The sequence below is a fragment of the Pseudomonas sp. MWU12-3088 genome, from assembly GCF_023242405.1.
Taxonomy (GTDB): Bacteria; Pseudomonadota; Gammaproteobacteria; order Pseudomonadales; family Pseudomonadaceae; genus Aquipseudomonas; species Aquipseudomonas kribbensis.
Window position 1 is genome coordinate 678,245 of sequence record NZ_JALJEA010000001.1, and the last position, 15,362, is coordinate 693,606.

Annotated in this window: 15 protein-coding genes and 1 pseudogene; 14 read left to right on the plus strand and 2 right to left on the minus strand. The window is 58.0% G+C overall.

Features of this window, described 5'->3' with window-relative positions:
- Positions 1 to 129: 129 nt before the first annotated feature.
- From M5B98_RS03100 to M5B98_RS03160, 13 genes are all read left to right on the plus strand, one after another.
- On the plus strand, positions 130 to 2,577 hold the full coding sequence (locus M5B98_RS03100; protein WP_248741777.1) for an autotransporter: 2,448 nt from the start codon (positions 130 to 132) through the stop codon (positions 2,575 to 2,577).
- A 108-nt stretch (positions 2,578 to 2,685) separates the two neighbouring features.
- The gene (locus M5B98_RS03105; RefSeq protein ID WP_248741778.1) at positions 2,686 to 3,747 is read left to right on the plus strand and encodes an NAD(P)H-dependent flavin oxidoreductase; all 1,062 of its coding nucleotides are present in this window, start codon (positions 2,686 to 2,688) and stop codon (positions 3,745 to 3,747) included.
- Between the two features lie 176 nt (positions 3,748 to 3,923).
- Entirely contained in the window at positions 3,924 to 4,691 is a 768-nt protein-coding gene (gene modA / locus M5B98_RS03110; protein ID WP_114883351.1) for a molybdate ABC transporter substrate-binding protein, read from the plus strand.
- Positions 4,692 to 5,372 carry a molybdate ABC transporter permease subunit gene (modB, locus tag M5B98_RS03115; protein WP_248741779.1) on the plus strand — a complete coding sequence of 227 codons (681 nt, stop codon included), beginning with the start codon at positions 4,692 to 4,694 and terminating at the stop codon, positions 5,370 to 5,372.
- 3 nt (positions 5,373 to 5,375) lie between these two features.
- On the plus strand, positions 5,376 to 6,455 hold the full coding sequence (gene modC, locus M5B98_RS03120; RefSeq protein ID WP_248741780.1) for a molybdenum ABC transporter ATP-binding protein: 1,080 nt from the start codon (positions 5,376 to 5,378) through the stop codon (positions 6,453 to 6,455).
- A gap of 72 nt (positions 6,456 to 6,527) precedes the next feature.
- On the plus strand, positions 6,528 to 7,556 hold the full coding sequence (locus M5B98_RS03125; protein ID WP_248741781.1) for a DNA topoisomerase IB: 1,029 nt from the start codon (positions 6,528 to 6,530) through the stop codon (positions 7,554 to 7,556).
- Positions 7,557 to 7,700: 144 nt separating this feature from the next.
- Entirely contained in the window at positions 7,701 to 9,338 is a 1,638-nt protein-coding gene (locus M5B98_RS03130; protein ID WP_248741782.1) for an ATP-binding cassette domain-containing protein, read from the plus strand.
- A gap of 71 nt (positions 9,339 to 9,409) precedes the next feature.
- The gene (locus M5B98_RS03135; RefSeq protein WP_248741783.1) at positions 9,410 to 9,640 is read left to right on the plus strand and encodes a hypothetical protein; all 231 of its coding nucleotides are present in this window, start codon (positions 9,410 to 9,412) and stop codon (positions 9,638 to 9,640) included.
- A 120-nt stretch (positions 9,641 to 9,760) separates the two neighbouring features.
- Positions 9,761 to 9,991 (plus strand): hypothetical protein, encoded by a 231-nt coding sequence (locus M5B98_RS03140; protein ID WP_085710047.1) that lies wholly within the window; start codon positions 9,761 to 9,763, stop codon positions 9,989 to 9,991.
- A gap of 87 nt (positions 9,992 to 10,078) precedes the next feature.
- Positions 10,079 to 10,363 (plus strand): hypothetical protein, encoded by a 285-nt coding sequence (locus tag M5B98_RS03145; RefSeq protein WP_248741784.1) that lies wholly within the window; start codon positions 10,079 to 10,081, stop codon positions 10,361 to 10,363.
- 209 nt (positions 10,364 to 10,572) lie between these two features.
- Positions 10,573 to 11,148 (plus strand): TetR/AcrR family transcriptional regulator, encoded by a 576-nt coding sequence (locus M5B98_RS03150; RefSeq protein ID WP_412548533.1) that lies wholly within the window; start codon positions 10,573 to 10,575, stop codon positions 11,146 to 11,148.
- Between the two features lie 118 nt (positions 11,149 to 11,266).
- Positions 11,267 to 12,106, plus strand: coding sequence for an NAD(P)H-binding protein (locus tag M5B98_RS03155; RefSeq protein WP_248741786.1), 840 nt, complete (start codon positions 11,267 to 11,269; stop codon positions 12,104 to 12,106).
- Between the two features lie 356 nt (positions 12,107 to 12,462).
- Positions 12,463 to 12,870, plus strand: a complete 408-nt coding sequence (locus M5B98_RS03160; protein WP_248742163.1) for a hypothetical protein — start codon at positions 12,463 to 12,465, stop codon at positions 12,868 to 12,870.
- Positions 12,871 to 13,248: 378 nt separating this feature from the next.
- On the opposite strand, the gene M5B98_RS03165 is transcribed toward M5B98_RS03160, so the two are convergent.
- Positions 13,249 to 13,578, minus strand: a complete 330-nt coding sequence (locus M5B98_RS03165; protein WP_248741787.1) for a hypothetical protein — start codon at positions 13,576 to 13,578, stop codon at positions 13,249 to 13,251.
- 568 nt (positions 13,579 to 14,146) lie between these two features.
- Between M5B98_RS03165 and M5B98_RS03170 the strand changes: the two genes are divergently transcribed.
- Positions 14,147 to 14,677 (plus strand): hypothetical protein, encoded by a 531-nt coding sequence (locus tag M5B98_RS03170; protein WP_248741788.1) that lies wholly within the window; start codon positions 14,147 to 14,149, stop codon positions 14,675 to 14,677.
- 232 nt (positions 14,678 to 14,909) lie between these two features.
- Here the strand turns inward: M5B98_RS03170 and M5B98_RS03175 are convergent.
- Positions 14,910 to 15,308: pseudogene (locus tag M5B98_RS03175) on the minus strand (phage tail tube protein); the annotation flags it as partial.
- Positions 15,309 to 15,362 lie beyond the last annotated feature (54 nt).

Consider the following 15,362-nt stretch of genomic DNA (forward strand, 5'->3'; position numbering starts at 1 on the left):
ACTGCAACATTTTGCCCCACTCGACTTTCCGCCAATCGCTGAAACGGGCGGGTGATTCCAGATCGGGCGACTATGCTTTTTCGACTGCTTCCGTTTATCCCCGAGAAGCCTTTGTCGATGGAGCTGACAATGTCCCGCGCCCGCCCTTTTCTTGCCTGGCTGATGCTCTGTCTGTTGGCATTCAATACCGCGTGGGCGGCGCCTGAGACCAAGCCGGCAGACGTCGCTGCCGTTGAGCCGACATGGCCGCAAGTCATCACCAGCGGCAAGTCCAGACTCACCGTGTACCAACCCCAGCTCGACAGCTGGGACGGCTACACCTTGCAGGCCCGCGCCGCCGTCGAGGCGACCGATGCCGACGGCAAGGCGACTTACGGGATCGTCCAGTTCAGCGCTCATACGCTGGTCGACAAGGCGACCCGCTGGGTCATGCTCGACCAGTACAAGATCATCAAGGCCGATTTCCCTGCCGATGCCAGCCAGGCAGAGACGTGGATCACGACACTGCAAAACGATGCGGCCAAGCGCAAGAAAACCATCTCCCTGGATCAATTGGAGGCTGCCGTCGGCGTACTGGCCGCCGAACAGAAAGCCGACTCGGCGCCACTGGAAAACACACCACCGACCATCATCAGCTCTGATGTGCCGGCCATGCTCGTTTATATCGACGGTGAGGCCGCGTATCGCCCGGTCGACGGCACCGGATTGCAACGGGTCATCAACACTCGTCCTCTGCTGCTCAAGGACGGCCAGGGCAAACACTATCTGCACGTGTTCGACGGCTGGATGGTTGCCGATCAATTGACAGGGCCGTACACCCTGCTGTCCTCGCCTCTGGCGGATCTGGAGAAAGCCAAGAAAGCCGCGATCGAGAGTCGGCAAGTGGATCTGCTCACCGGGCAAAGCAATCCGAAGGACAAAGTGCCGAGTCTGGCCAAGCCGCCGCAGCCAAAGATCTTTGTCGCCACGACCCCGACCGAACTGATCGTCACCGACGGTGCGCCGCAGTGGCTGCCGATCCAGGGCACGCAATTGCTGTATGTCAGCAATACCACCGGGCACATCTTCAAGGAAATCGGCGACCAGAACAGTTATGTGCTGATCTCCGGCCGCTGGTTCCGTGCCGCTGACATGAACGGCCCTTGGACATTTACCCCGGCGGACAAGCTGCCGGCCGACTTCGCCAACATCCCCGACGACAGTCCGAAGGAGAACGTCAAAGCCTCGGTGGCCGGGACGCCGCAGGCCAGGGAAGCGGCCATTGCCGCCACGATCCCGCAGACGTCGGCGATCAAGAAAAGCGCGGTCAAAATGACTGCCCCGCAATTCGATGGTGAGCCTCAACTCAAAGCCATCAGCGGAACCCCGCTTCAGTATGTGATCAACAGCGCTACGCCGATCATCCGTGTCGACAACAACAGTTGGTACGCGGTGGAGAACGGCATCTGGTTTGTCGCGACAGCTGTGACCGGGCCATGGACCGTCGCCAGTTCGGTGCCGGCGGTGATTTATTCGATTCCGCCGAACTCGCCGATGCATTACCTCACCTACGTCAAAGTCTATGAGTCCAGCGGTGACACGGTTGTTGTCGGCTATACCCCGGGTTATCAGGGATCGACGCTGGATCCAGCGACCGGCGTCGTGGTTTACGGCACGGGCTATCCGTACACACCCTGGGTGGGCACTGTCTGGTACGGGCCGCCGGTGACTTACGGTTTTGGCGTCGCCATTCGCTATACGCCGTGGACAGGCTGGACCTTCGGTTTCGGCTTCGGCTGGAGTTGGGGCGGCAGCACTGTCGCCATGGGTTGGGGCTGGGGCGCCTATCCATGGTGGGGCAATTACGGCTGGGGTTACGCGTGGGGGCCACACCTGTATCCGGCGCCGTTGGCCTGGGGAGGCGCAGCCTACGGATATCACGGCGGCGCTGTGGCGTGGGGTCCCGGCGGCTGGGCCGGCACCACCGGCAACATCTATCGGCAATGGGGCGACCGGGCGACGGTCAGCCGCTATGGCGCGGGCTACAACGCCTGGACCGGCAACCGTTGGGCCGGTCAGGTCGGCTCTTCCTATAACTCACGGACCGGGATTGCGACGGCAGGTCAGCGCGGTGGGGTACACAATGTCTACAACGGCAACTATGCAGCGGGTCGCAGTGGTGAAGTGGTCGGGCCCAACGGCGGTGCAATTGCCGGAGGCCGGGTAACGGCCGGCAATGTTCGCAATGGCACACAGGTTACGGCCAATCGTGGCGCCGTCTACAACCCGAACACCGGCAACACCACGCAGTATGGCGGTATCCATGGGCGCAACAGCGGCGCCGCGCGGGTTGGCGACAACGTTTACGCCGGGCATGACGGCAACGTCTACAAGAAAACCGATGATGGCTGGCAGTCGATGGTCAAGGGTGGCACGACACGAGCGCCGATCAACAACAATGCTCAACTGCAGAACCTCAACCGGGATTCGGCGGCGCGTAACGTTGGCAATCAACGGTTGAACAACTTCCACAACTCTTCGCAGTTCATGAACCATTCATTCGGTGGAGGCGGTGGTGGCGGATTTCATCGACGCTGAACCGAATCCCGAGAGGCTGCAAATCTTGGCTGGCCCTGAACCCGGTTTTGCTGGTAAAAAAACCGGCTTCAGCTTCTCTGCCCTGCTTTGTCCTTCGGAGTCTTTTCCATGAACCAATGGCCAGATACGCGCATTCTTGACCTGCTCGGCATCGAACTGCCGATTATCCAGGGCCCTATGGCCGGTGCCACCAACTCGTCGATGGTGATTGCCGTGTGCAACGCGGGCGGCTTGGGTTCGATGCCGGCGGCGATGCTGAGCATCGAGCAATTGCGCGAAGAACTGAAGGCCATCCGTCAGGGCACTGACAAACCCTTCAACGTCAATTTCTTCTGCCACCAGCCACCGGCCGCCGATGAACAGCGCGCACGGGACTGGAAGAATCTGCTGGAACCCTACTACCGCGAACTGGGTGCCGATTTCGACGCTCCGACGCCAGTGTCCAATCGTGCACCGTTTGATGCGGCCGCTTGCGAGGTACTGGAAGAATTTCGCCCGGAAGTGGTGAGTTTCCACTTCGGCCTCCCGGAAGAATCCCTGCTGGACCGGGTCAAAGCCACCGGCGCGAAAATCCTGTCTTCGGCCACCAACGTCGATGAAGCTATCTGGCTGGAACAGAACGGATGCGACGCAATCATCGCCATGGGCTATGAGGCCGGCGGGCACCGGGGCATGTTCCTCAGCGATGACCTGAGCAGCCAGGTCGGAACCTTTGCCCTTGTCCCGCAAATTGTCGACGCGGTCAAAGTACCGGTGATTGCTGCCGGTGCAATCGCCGATGCACGAGGCGTCGCAGCGGCCTTCATGCTCGGCGCATCGGCCGTGCAGGTCGGCACGGCTTATCTGTTTACCCCGGAAGCCAAAGTCAGCGCCTCTCATCACAAGGCGCTGCGTACCGCCAAAGACAGTGAAACAGCGGTCACCAACCTGTTCACCGGGCGCCCGGCACGGGGAATCCTGAATCGAGTGATGCGCGAAGTGGGACCGATGTCGGCCAAGGCACCGGCGTTTCCGCTGGCCGGCGGTGCTCTGATGCCCTTGCGCGCCAAGGACGAGGCCGACTTCAGCAACCTGTGGGCCGGTCAGGCGTTCACGCTGGGCAAGGAGCTGAGCAGTGCTGAACTGACCCGGCAACTGGCCGAAGGAGCGCTCGCGAAACTGGCCCGGTAAAGGCACGGCAGACTGAGGGATTTCATTCCCTGACCTGCCCACCTGAAACCAGCACTTTCCGTTTGGAAGCATTTCGCTATATATTCAGATATATAGCGATTCACCCCCTCGCATCGGCGCAGTCTACCCCTCTAACAACAACTGCCCACTGCACCTGCCAACAACGGAGCTGTTACATGACCATTCGTGCCTCACGTTTTGCCCCTACCTGCCTGGCCTCCCTGCTTGCGGTATTCGCCGTCGGCGCTGTTCAGGCGGATGAAGTGCAAGTTGCCGTCGCGGCCAACTTCACTGCACCGATCCAGGCAATCGCCGCCGATTTCGAAAAAGACACCGGGCACAAACTGGTCGCAGCCTATGGCGCCACCGGGCAGTTCTACACCCAGATCAAGAACGGCGCGCCGTTCGAGGTATTCCTCTCCGCTGACGACACCACGCCTGAAAAACTGGAAAAAGAAGGCGACACCGTCAAAGGCTCGCGCTTCACCTACGCCATCGGCACCCTGGCGCTGTGGTCGGCCAAAGAAGGTTACGTCGATGCCAAAGGCGACGTCCTGAAGAAAAACGAATACCAACACCTGTCCATCGCCAACCCGAAAGCCGCGCCTTATGGTCTGGCGGCCACCCAGGTGCTGGAAAAACTGAAACTGACTGAAGCGACCAAAGCCAAGATCGTCGAAGGCCAGAACATCACTCAGGCCTACCAGTTCGTTTCCACTGGCAATGCCGAGCTGGGCTTCGTTGCCCTCTCACAGATCTACAAGGACGGCAAAGTCAGCAGCGGTTCGGCGTGGATCGTTCCGGCGAGCATGCACGACCCGATCAAGCAGGACGCCGTCATTCTGAACAAAGGCAAGGACAACGCCGCTGCCAAGGCACTGGTTGACTACCTCAAAGGCCCGAAAGCCGCTGCGGTCATCAAGTCCTACGGTTATCAGCTGTAAATGTCGCTGACGAGTGCCGATTTCGCGGCGATCTGGCTGACCCTGAAACTGGCGTCCCTGACCACCGCAATCCTGCTGGTCCTCGGCACTCCGATTGCCCTGTGGTTGTCGCGTAGCCGTTCCTGGCTACGCGGCCCCATCGGGGCGATCGTCGCCCTGCCCCTAGTGTTGCCGCCGACTGTCATCGGTTTCTATCTGTTGCTGGCAATGGGGCCGAATGGCTTTCTGGGTCATTTCACCCAGTGGCTTGGGCTTGGCACGCTCACCTTCAGTTTTACCGGACTGGTCATCGGTTCGGTGCTTTATTCCATGCCTTTTGTGGTGCAGCCGTTGCAAAACGCCTTCTCTGCCATCGGCACACGCCCACTGGAAGTGGCCGCCACTTTGCGCGCCAATCCCTGGGACACTTTTTTCAGCGTCATCCTGCCACTCGCCCGCCCCGGTTTCGTCACTGCGGCGATTCTCGGTTTCGCCCATACGGTTGGCGAATTCGGCGTGGTGCTGATGATCGGCGGCAATATTCCCGACAAGACCCGAGTGGTCTCGGTACAAATCTACGACCATGTCGAAGCCATGGAATATTCACAGGCCCATTGGCTCGCCGGAGCAATGCTGGTGTTTTCGTTCCTGGTGTTGCTGGCGCTCTATTCCAGCCGCAAGTCGCGCGCAGGCTGGAGCTGATCGATGATTGAAGCACGCTTGAAACTCGCTTACTCAGGCTTCGGCCTGGATGTCGACCTGCACCTGCCCGGTCGTGGCGTGACCGCGCTGTTCGGGCAATCAGGCTCCGGCAAGACCACCTGCCTGCGCTGCATCGCCGGGCTTGAACGGGCCTCGAACGCCTTTGTGCAAATCAACGACGAAGTCTGGCAGGACAGCGAGAAAGGCATTTTCGTCCCGCCCCACAAGCGTGCGCTCGGCTATGTCTTTCAGGAAGCGAGTCTGTTTCCGCATCTCTCGGTGCTGGCCAACCTGCAATTCGGACTCAAGCGGATTGCCAGGAATCAGCGCCGGGTCGACATGTCGCAAGCCACAGAACTGCTGGGAATCGGCCATTTGCTGGAGCGTCATCCGCAGCATCTGTCCGGCGGTGAACGTCAGCGCGTCGGCATTGCCCGGGCTCTATTGACCAGTCCGAAACTTCTGTTGATGGACGAACCGCTGGCGGCCCTCGACAGCCAGCGCAAAAGCGAAATCCTGCCTTACCTGCAAAGGCTGCACGACGAACTCGATATCCCGGTTCTGTATGTCAGTCACGCTCAGGACGAGGTCGCGCGACTGGCCGATCACCTGGTGCTGCTCGACAACGGTAAAGCGCTGGCCAGCGGCCCCATCGGCGAAACCCTGGCGCGTCTCGATCTGCCTCTGGCAATGGGCGATGACGCTGGCGTCGTGATCGAGGGGCAAGTCGTTTCCTACGATCACGACTACCAATTGCTTTGCCTGCAATTGCCCGACACGTTGTTGAGCATCCGTGTGACTCACTCCCCCATGGAGATCGGCCAGGCGTTGCGCTGCAAAGTGCAGGCTCGCGATATCAGCCTGACCCTGCATAACACCGAGCACAGCAGCATCCTCAATCGGTTGCCGGTCACGGTGGTCAGCGAAATGCCCGCCGACAATGCCGCTCATGTGCTGATTCGCCTCGATGCGGGCGGCACTCCGCTGCTGGCCCGTATTACCCGCTACTCACGGGATCAGCTTGGTGTACATGCCGGCCAACAATTATGGGCGCAGATCAAGGCTGTCGCGGTTCTGGCATAAATCGGTCGGCACGACTGCCGGGGTCTGCGGTCAATCGCTGTAACAGCCCGATTGCCGCCCAGGAACCCCGCCATGCCCGATACCGCGCTGACCGATGTGTTGCCTTCGGACCTGCATTACGTCGATGACACCCAGCCGGGACTCACCCGCAAGAAGCTGCGCGGCAAGTTCTGCTACTTCGACGCAACCGGCCAGCGCATCCGCGATCCTGACGAAATCAAACGCATCAATGCGCTGGCAGTGCCGCCGGCCTACACCGATGTGTGGATCTGCGCGGACCCTCGCGGACATCTGCAAGCCACTGGCCGCGATGCTCGCGGGCGCAAACAATACCGCTATCACCCACGCTGGCGCGAAGTCCGCGATGCCGACAAATACTCGCGACTGCGCGAGTTCGGCATGGCGCTGCCAAAGCTGCGCAAACAGCTTGAAGTGCTGCTGGACGCGCCGGGGTTCAGCCGCGACAAAGTCATGGCTACGGTGATCACGCTGCTCGATGCCACGCTGATTCGCGTCGGCAATACGCAATACGCGCGGGACAATCGATCGTACGGCCTGACCACCTTGCGCAGCCGGCATGTCGAGATCAATGGCAGCGCGATCCTGTTCCAGTTTCGCGGCAAGAGCGGTATCGAGCATCAGATCACCGTGAAAGACCGGCGCCTGGCGCGGATCATCAAGCGTTGCCTGGAAATCCCGGGACAGAACCTGTTCCAGTACCTGGATGAACATGGCGAACGGCATACCGTCAGCTCTTCCGACGTCAACACCTACCTGCAAACCCTGACCGGCGCGGATTTCACCGCCAAGGACTACCGGACCTGGGCCGGCAGCGCCCTCGCTTTGGCGGTGCTGCGGGAGTTGCAATGGGAGTCGGAAACCGAGGCCAAACGGCATGTGGTGGAGATGGTCAAAGGTGTGGCACGGCAATTGGGCAACACCCCGGCGGTATGCCGCAAATGCTATATCCATCCGGCCGTGGTGGAGCACTTCTTGCTGGGCGCACTGGCGGAGCTGCCAAAGCCGAGGATCCGCAAAGGTCTGCGCAAGGAAGAAGTCGCCCTGGCGCTATTTCTTGAACGCATGTCTGACATGGCTTGAAGCGGTCGAACGTCTCGACTAGGCTATCGAGCTTCCCCTCCCAAGGACGACCGCAGAAAGTGAACAACTAAGCCTTCAAAAATGTAATCGCGACACGCCTCTCAGGGCGCTTGTCTGTTTTCACGACATTTTTTGGAGGTGCCGATGACTCACGTCTCGCGTACGCCTGCCCTCGTCTCCCTGAACCAGCTGGGTTTCCAGTTCGCCAATGGCGAGACGATTTTCGATGCACTCGATTTGAAATTCGATCACACGCCGACCGCCATCGTCGGACGCAATGGTGTCGGAAAAAGCGTACTGGCGCGTTTGATCGCCGGGCATTTGCAGCCCACTACCGGCAGCGTGACGCGCACAGTGGCCACAACCTACGTAGCGCAAACCTTGGTCGCCGCAACTGGCGAGACGGTCGCCGAGACCACCGGCAGCGCCGCCATTCTTCAGGCCCTGGAGCGAATGAACCGCGGCTGCGGATCCGTCGAGGATTTCGACCTCATTGGCGAACAATGGGATCTGGCGGAGCGTCTGCGGCGCTTGCTCGATGACGCCGGGCTGGCCGAGGTCGCACTCACTGACTTGACCGAACAACTCAGTGGCGGCCAGCAAGCACGAGTCGCACTGATCGGCGCGTTTTTGAGTCAGGCTTCGTTGCTGGTCCTTGATGAACCGACTAACCATCTGGATTCATCGGGACGGCAATGGCTGATGGCCGCACTGGAGCGCTGGCACAGCGGGCTGATCGTCGTCAGCCATGACCGACAACTGCTCGATGGCATGCAACGGATTGTCGAATTGAATGGCGTGGAGGCAAATGACTTTCGCGGCAATTATTCGGCGTTTCGGGAGCACCAGCGGATCCATCAAGCGGCGGCACAAGCACGTCTCGATCAAGCCCGAAGCGAGCGCCAGCGTGAACGCGTACGGTTGCGGCGTGAACACGACACGATACAACGCCATGCGGCCAATTCCCGACGCAAAGCCGAAACCGCCAACATTGCCAGTTTCGAATACGTGGCAATCAAAGGCGCCGCCCGGGAAATCATGGGCCACGTCAGGCAGGGCCATCAGGCACGCAAGTCCGAGCTCGATGCCCAGGTGCGGGAGGCATACGCCAAGGTACAGCCCGCCGACGGTGTGCTGGTCAACCTGCCCGGAAGCACCGTGCCTAACAATCGTCAGGTCTGCACACTGATTGCAGCCGGATTGCCATGGCTGCCCCGCGCAGCAGCAACGAGCCGCCTGAGCCTGGTGATCCGCGGCCCGATGCGAATCGCTGTCAGTGGTCCCAACGGGTGCGGCAAATCGACCCTGCTGAAGGTTCTGGCCAGGCAATGGGCGCCTGTCGACGGGGTCGCCGCGACTCACGTGCCGTTCGCGTTTCTTGATCAGCAACTGGCCCAACTGGACGATCATCGCTCGATCACCGAACAGTTGATGATGCAGGGGGCGGGCCTGGACGAAGGCACGCTGCGCAGCAACCTCGCTCACCTGCAACTGAATGCTCGTCGCGCCACGGGATGTTGCGCTTCATTGAGCGGTGGCGAACGCCTGAAAGCCGCACTGGCGCTGGCATTATGGAGCGCAGAGCCCGCGCAATTGCTGTTGCTGGATGAACCGACCAATCATCTGGACCTGCCCTCGGTGGAAGCTTTCGAACGAGCCTTGCAGACATTTCCGGGAGCGATAGTTGCCGTTTCGCACGATCAGGACTTCCTCAAGGCGCTGCAACCGACTCACTCTCTGAACTGGCATCGTTCCGGGTGGATACTGCAACCGACGAACTGACCTGACTATTTTTTGCACGATTTGTCAGGGCTTCTATAGTTGATCTGATATGAATCAGCTGCGGTGACGCCATGGAAGACATATTCGTCGTGAAGCGTTGCAACAAGATCATCATTCACGGTCGCCGCGCAGGAGAAAGTCTTCACGAACCCGCCGAGGCCACCAGTTGGTATCGCATCAGTGACACGCGTACCGGCGGTTTCATCGGGGATGGTTACGATCTGGAAGCGGACGCCCGGCGAGAATGCCAGCGACTGAATGCCGCCAGTTCACGGATGACTGTCAGTGAGTCTTCGGGCTGATAGCTGTCATTTACGGGTCTATACTCAAACCAGCTGAAGGAGCAGCGCCCCAACGGCAGAGAGCTCGCGCTTCGCGGGCTTTTTGCTGCCTCAGAGCGGTTTCCTGAACGGAGGTGTTCCATGTCCGAAAGAGAGTCCATCACCACTCTCCTCACCTTGCTCGAGGCCCGGGAGGCACGCCTTGCCGCGGCCTGCAAAGAGATCGCCGACTGGGTCGATCATCAAGGCGGGCACCCAACCGCCCTGCGTATTCGCGATCGCTTGAACGACATCGAAAAGGATACGCCGCTGATCCGCAGCACCCTCTCGTCGCTCAAGCCTGTCGATCGGCCGCTGCCACGCTTCAGGTGATCCACTGATTCGCACAATGCCTGCAAAAAAAGAACGTCCTTGGTGGTGAAGGGTCAAACCCTTTACACGTCACCAAGGAGGCGTCTCATGGTCATTCACTTCAAAGTCGACGGGCATCTTGCCTGTGGTCACAAGGGCAACAATCTCAGCGCCAGCCCCGAACTCAATCGCGTCAAGTGCCGCAGCTGCCGCAACACCGACGCTTATAAAAGCGCACGTAAAGACCAGCGCAATGCAGCGCGCCGGGCCGCTCGCCATGCCAAGGCAACGAACCATGCATCCAGTTGGCGTTCCGAGTGGATCGAACGTCTGACAGCGATGGCTGGCCTCCAGCGTCTGCCGAGGGGTTTTACCGGGCAAGCCTTCGTCTAGACCGGTAACACAATGGGCCGTCTGTTCGGCCCATTTCTGCTGATGTGTTTATTACTGTGTAGCTCTGCCGATGCTATGGTGAGTCCTGTCGGATCCAGTTTCGGTAACTCAGCGTGCAAACATCCCTTGATCCTGAAGACAGCTTCGGAGCGCCCCCCTCACCTCGCCGCAATCCGTCGCAAAAACGCAGCCGTGAACGGCAGGAGCGAATTCTCGGCGTGGCTACACGGCTGATTGCCAGCAAGGGCAGCGATCAGTTGAAGATGAGCGAAATTGCTTCGCTCTGCGAGATATCCATCGGTTCTCTCTATCAGTATTTTCCAGACAAAAGCGCGATCATCCTCAACCTCGCGCAGCGTTACAACGCCGAAAGCCGCCGCTGCATTCAGGTTGCTCTGGAGACGGTCCACGATGCGCAATCGCTGGAAGTCGCTTATTCGGAACTGCTGGATCTTTACTACCAGGTCATCACGGCAGAACCGGTCATGCGCGATATCTGGTCAGGCATGCAGGCTGACAAACAGCTGCTGGATCTGGAACTGCAGGAAAGTCGCATTGCGGCGCAAATGTTGACCCGCGCGGTACTGCGCGCCTTCCCTGACGCCAATGAACAACAAGTGAGCGATGCGGCTTTTCTGGTCTGGCAACTGGGTGAATCGACGATGCGCCTGGCCATCTCCTGCTCCGAGGCAGAAGGCAAGCGACTGGTCGAAACCTTCAAGCGCATGTCGCTTCGGGAAATACTGCATCCGGCCCTCGCCGACTCTCTCAATTCTTCGATCTAGATTCGTGACGTTCGACAAATGACCTGTCGTCGGCTGAGGGCGGGCTTTTCTTGACGGCATAACGTGAGCATCTATCGTATTTTTTGTGAGAGATACTCACGTTAACAGAGAGATGATCATGACAAGCTTAGAAGCCCAACCCTTTCTGATACTCGGCGCTACCGGAAAAACCGGAAGCCGCATCAGCAAACGACTGATCGAGGAAGGACATCCGGTTCGACCAGGATCGCGCAACGCACCCATTCCATTCGATTGGGACAATCCTTCAACCTGGAGCGCAGCTCTGACGGGCGCGCGCGCAGTCTATATCTCCTATCAGCCCGATCTCGCCATGCCCGGTGCCCTGGAAACCCTGCAGGCGTTCGTTTCGCTTGCCGTCGAGCACCACGTCAAACACTTGGTACTGCTGTCAGGACGCGGTGAAATTGAAGCGCAAGAAGCTGAGCGGATTGTGCAGAACAGCGGTATCGACTGGACAATCCTGCGTGCCAGCTGGTTTTTTCAGAACTTCAGCGAAGCGCATTTTCTCGATCCGATCATCGAAGGTCAGCTCGTGCTGCCAGTTGGCAATGTCGCTGAACCATTCATCGATGCGGAAGATATTGCCGAGGTCGCCGTGCAGGCACTCACAAAACCGGGACATGCTGGAAAACTCTTCGAACTGACCGGGCCAAAAGCATTGACCTTCGCTGAGGCAATTCAGGAGATCGGCTCGGCAACAGGGCGCGATATCCAGTTCATACAAGTACCGCCAGAGAGTTACCGCAAGGAGCTTGAAAATGCGCAACTGCCGGCGCCCTGGATCGACCTGGTGCTTTATCTCTTCACCACCGTACTGGATGGGCGCAATACCGCTGTTGCCGATGGGGTAAGGCAAGCTTTGGGGCGACCCGCGAATAACTTCGGTGCTTATGCCAGGCGCACGGCTTCGACCGGGGTCTGGAATGCTCCGGAATGACCAAGGTGCGGGGGATTTTTTGCGGAGCAAAGAAAAAGGGCTTGCCTGAGAAATGTCATGCAAGCCCTTGATATTCAGGGTGCCCGAAGCCGGAATCGAACCGGCACGCCCTTACGAGCGGGGGATTTCAAGTCCTACGTCAGAATCAGGCCTCGAGAACCTCATCGGTCATCATGTCAGTAGCAATCACCAAGCGATACCCGTTCTCGGTTTCAGACATTGTCGCCGTCGAGCGCTGCTCTTGCCACTTTGGGAAAACGCACACGTCAAAATCGCGCGTAGTTATTCATACTAAATGCTGTCGACTCTGTGGGACGTCACTATGATAGAACCACTTGAAAAAAGCAGATCAAGCCATGCCAAAGCTGTCATTCGCAATCCGAGTTTTGTTCGCCTGCTGTCTTCTGGTGGCGACCACCAATCACATTCAAGCGGGTTTTCAGCATGGGCTGCTATGGGATTACGGTTACGGAGCGAGTACCTTTTTGGCCAGCCGCGTTTTCTGGGGGACGCTTACGTTTTTAGACCCGCTGGCAGCGCTACTTCTCTTCATCAAGCCCATGGCCGGTATCATCCTTACCGCAGCAATTATCCTGGCTGACGTCGTCCATAACACCTATTACGTTGCCTTAAATCACCAATGGCTAGAATCGTTCTACCTATCTCAAGTGGCGTTTCTTATGGTAGTAGCTCTACTCTCGCCTATCGTCTGGAGTTGCACCATTTCAAAAAGTGAAGTTGGAACGTTGGAGAAGATATCGTGATCCCCGCAGACAGATCCCCGGAGAAAAACACTCAAGCACTCTCCTTCAATTACCTGGGCCACACCAAGCGAGATGATGGTTTGATTGGGCGCTACCACCTGAAGGTGACTGATACTCGGAGCGGCAAGACTGCAACGATCTCTGTCGAACCCAGACACCTTGCGTCAGCCCGAAGCATGAAAAGGATCCTTCTGGACCGGTGTATGTTCTACAGAGCAACTCGCGCAGAGCACGACCAGATGCTGCTTAAGTTTCTTGATCCGAAATTCGAAACGCCCCAAGAGCAGCCTTGCCCGATGGTCATTTACGACCGTCCGAGTCCTTAGCAACACCCCGCTAACAGCTCTACCGCCAGCGCTCCTATAAAAATCCGCATATTTACTCCTTGTGGTCTCGCACGCTGAAATTGAAGAAATAGAACGAGATTTTTTCGTCCTCAATGTCCCTCAGCTCGTACCGGATTCTATCCAGACCGTCGTCGATGCGAGTCACGACGAGGTCCATGAATTGGGTTAGTCCGCCACCGAAGCCGCTTAGGTTCAGTGTGCTGACGTCTTGGAAATTGACCGTCACCGCGCCTGTTTCTGGATCGTCGGAAGAGGACATCGTCAATGCCAGGCTGTACTTATAATCCTGCATTTCGACGTTCATTGAGACGACGCAGTTGTGCTCGAGAAGCAGCTCGTTTAAACGAGAGACGCCATCCATGTAGGTCACTCTTGTGGAAATCTGGGCAATGTAGAGCAACAGTTGAAGCGATGCAAAAAGCCCAGCGCAGGAAAGGGCTCAGCAATGCACCTCACCTGTGCCTGGTGGGCTCTGACTTCTCTGTCAACAATGAGTCGATGACTCTGTTTGAAGCATCAAACCGCGCGGTAAAGGCTTGGCTTTTATAGCCGAACCCTAAAAAGCTCGAGCGAATATAGACCCAAGTAACCATACCGTTTCCGTTCCCGTCCTCGCTAAGTAGATATGGTTGTCCCAAGCGATTCAGGAGCTCTTCGCGAGTGGTAACCCCTTTAATTACTTGGTCAGTCTCCGCATGGGATATAGGCCGCCCGACTTTGGTGCAGGCAGATAGGACGCACACCAAAGCAAACACAAGAAACTGACGCATCAACTGCTTTCCGATTACTGAAGATAGCCTCTCATCATACCGGTAATGCTTGCCCTGGCCATCGATACTGTCCGGGCATCCAGCGTGGATGAAAGGACAGTGGAAAAATTGGATCCATAAGTAGTAGCGTTGTGCCTTATTTTTCCAGAAGGATTGTGGATGGATCTCGCTACTGATTTGCCTAGTTACAAGGATCTGTATCTCCCTGTTGTGGTCGCCCTGGTTTTTTGGGGCTTCAAAAAAGCCTTCGTTCCCGCACAGCTTGTCGTGGGCAGAGCCTTCCGAAGGTCTCGAAGCAAAGAGTTGAAAAAGGCGAAGGCTATTCGTGTCGATGCCTTCGCTGTACATCGACAGCTTCAGAAAGAAAGCGCGCTTTTTGGAGCTTTCATGTTGTCAGCCATCGTATCGATGGGGATTATGCTGATCGCGGCCCAAACTCCTACTTCTCGAATCATTTACCAACTGGTTTACATGGGTCCTCCGCTCGCATTAGAAGTGTGGTGGCTGTCCCAAAAAACTTTCGTTGAGACGCTCCTTCAAGAAGCCGCTCGCCTCGGACATGGCTTCACGAGAACCGTCCCTTCCAGATATCAGTCGCCGAGGCGGGCGAAAGATCGCGAAGTTCGACAAGAACAAATCAGGATAACGAAGAAAACGGCGACCACGTGGAAGCAAGTAAAACAATGCTGATCGCATACGAATGATCAGTCCTTTGCCTACAAGCCCAAGGACAGGGATTGCGCCAATTTCGGCGCGTTTATGACCTGGAGGTCGAAGATGAGCAATAATGTTGAAGAAGCTATCGCCTACGCCGGATCTCCCATACTCACGTTAAATTGCATCGTTGCTGGGCTGGCAAGCCAGCTTAAGGCCGAACATGGGACGGCTGCCATTGAGGCTGCGCACGCGTTCGCTACCAGCGTGGCCAGGGCGTATCCCACCCATCGGCCAGAAAACCGAAGGTCAGGAACTGCTGGTCGCCACCGGCCGAGTTCAGCTCGGTGATCTGCGAGATCTCGGTGAAAGTGGTCACCTCGCGCGCGGTACCGACGCCAGAGCCGGCCGGATACTGCTGAATGTTCGTGGTGTTCACGCCATCAAGCGCAAAGGTGCCACTTGCAATCTCGCCGACTTGCACGGCGCGGCCGTCCAGGCGGGTCCAGCCAGAGCTGAGAGCAATGATGTCGCCCTCGGCCAGGCCGTGCGCTGCGGCGGTAGCCACTGCCGGGTCGGCATTGGACAGGGCAGTGAATGGGATTGCAGCGCCATAGGCGGAAGCAAATTCGAACGTTGCGCCGTTGGGCAATTGAATGCCGGCCATGGGAGTTTCCTCTCTTCAGAAATGACAAAACCCGCTCAATGGCGGGTTTCGTGG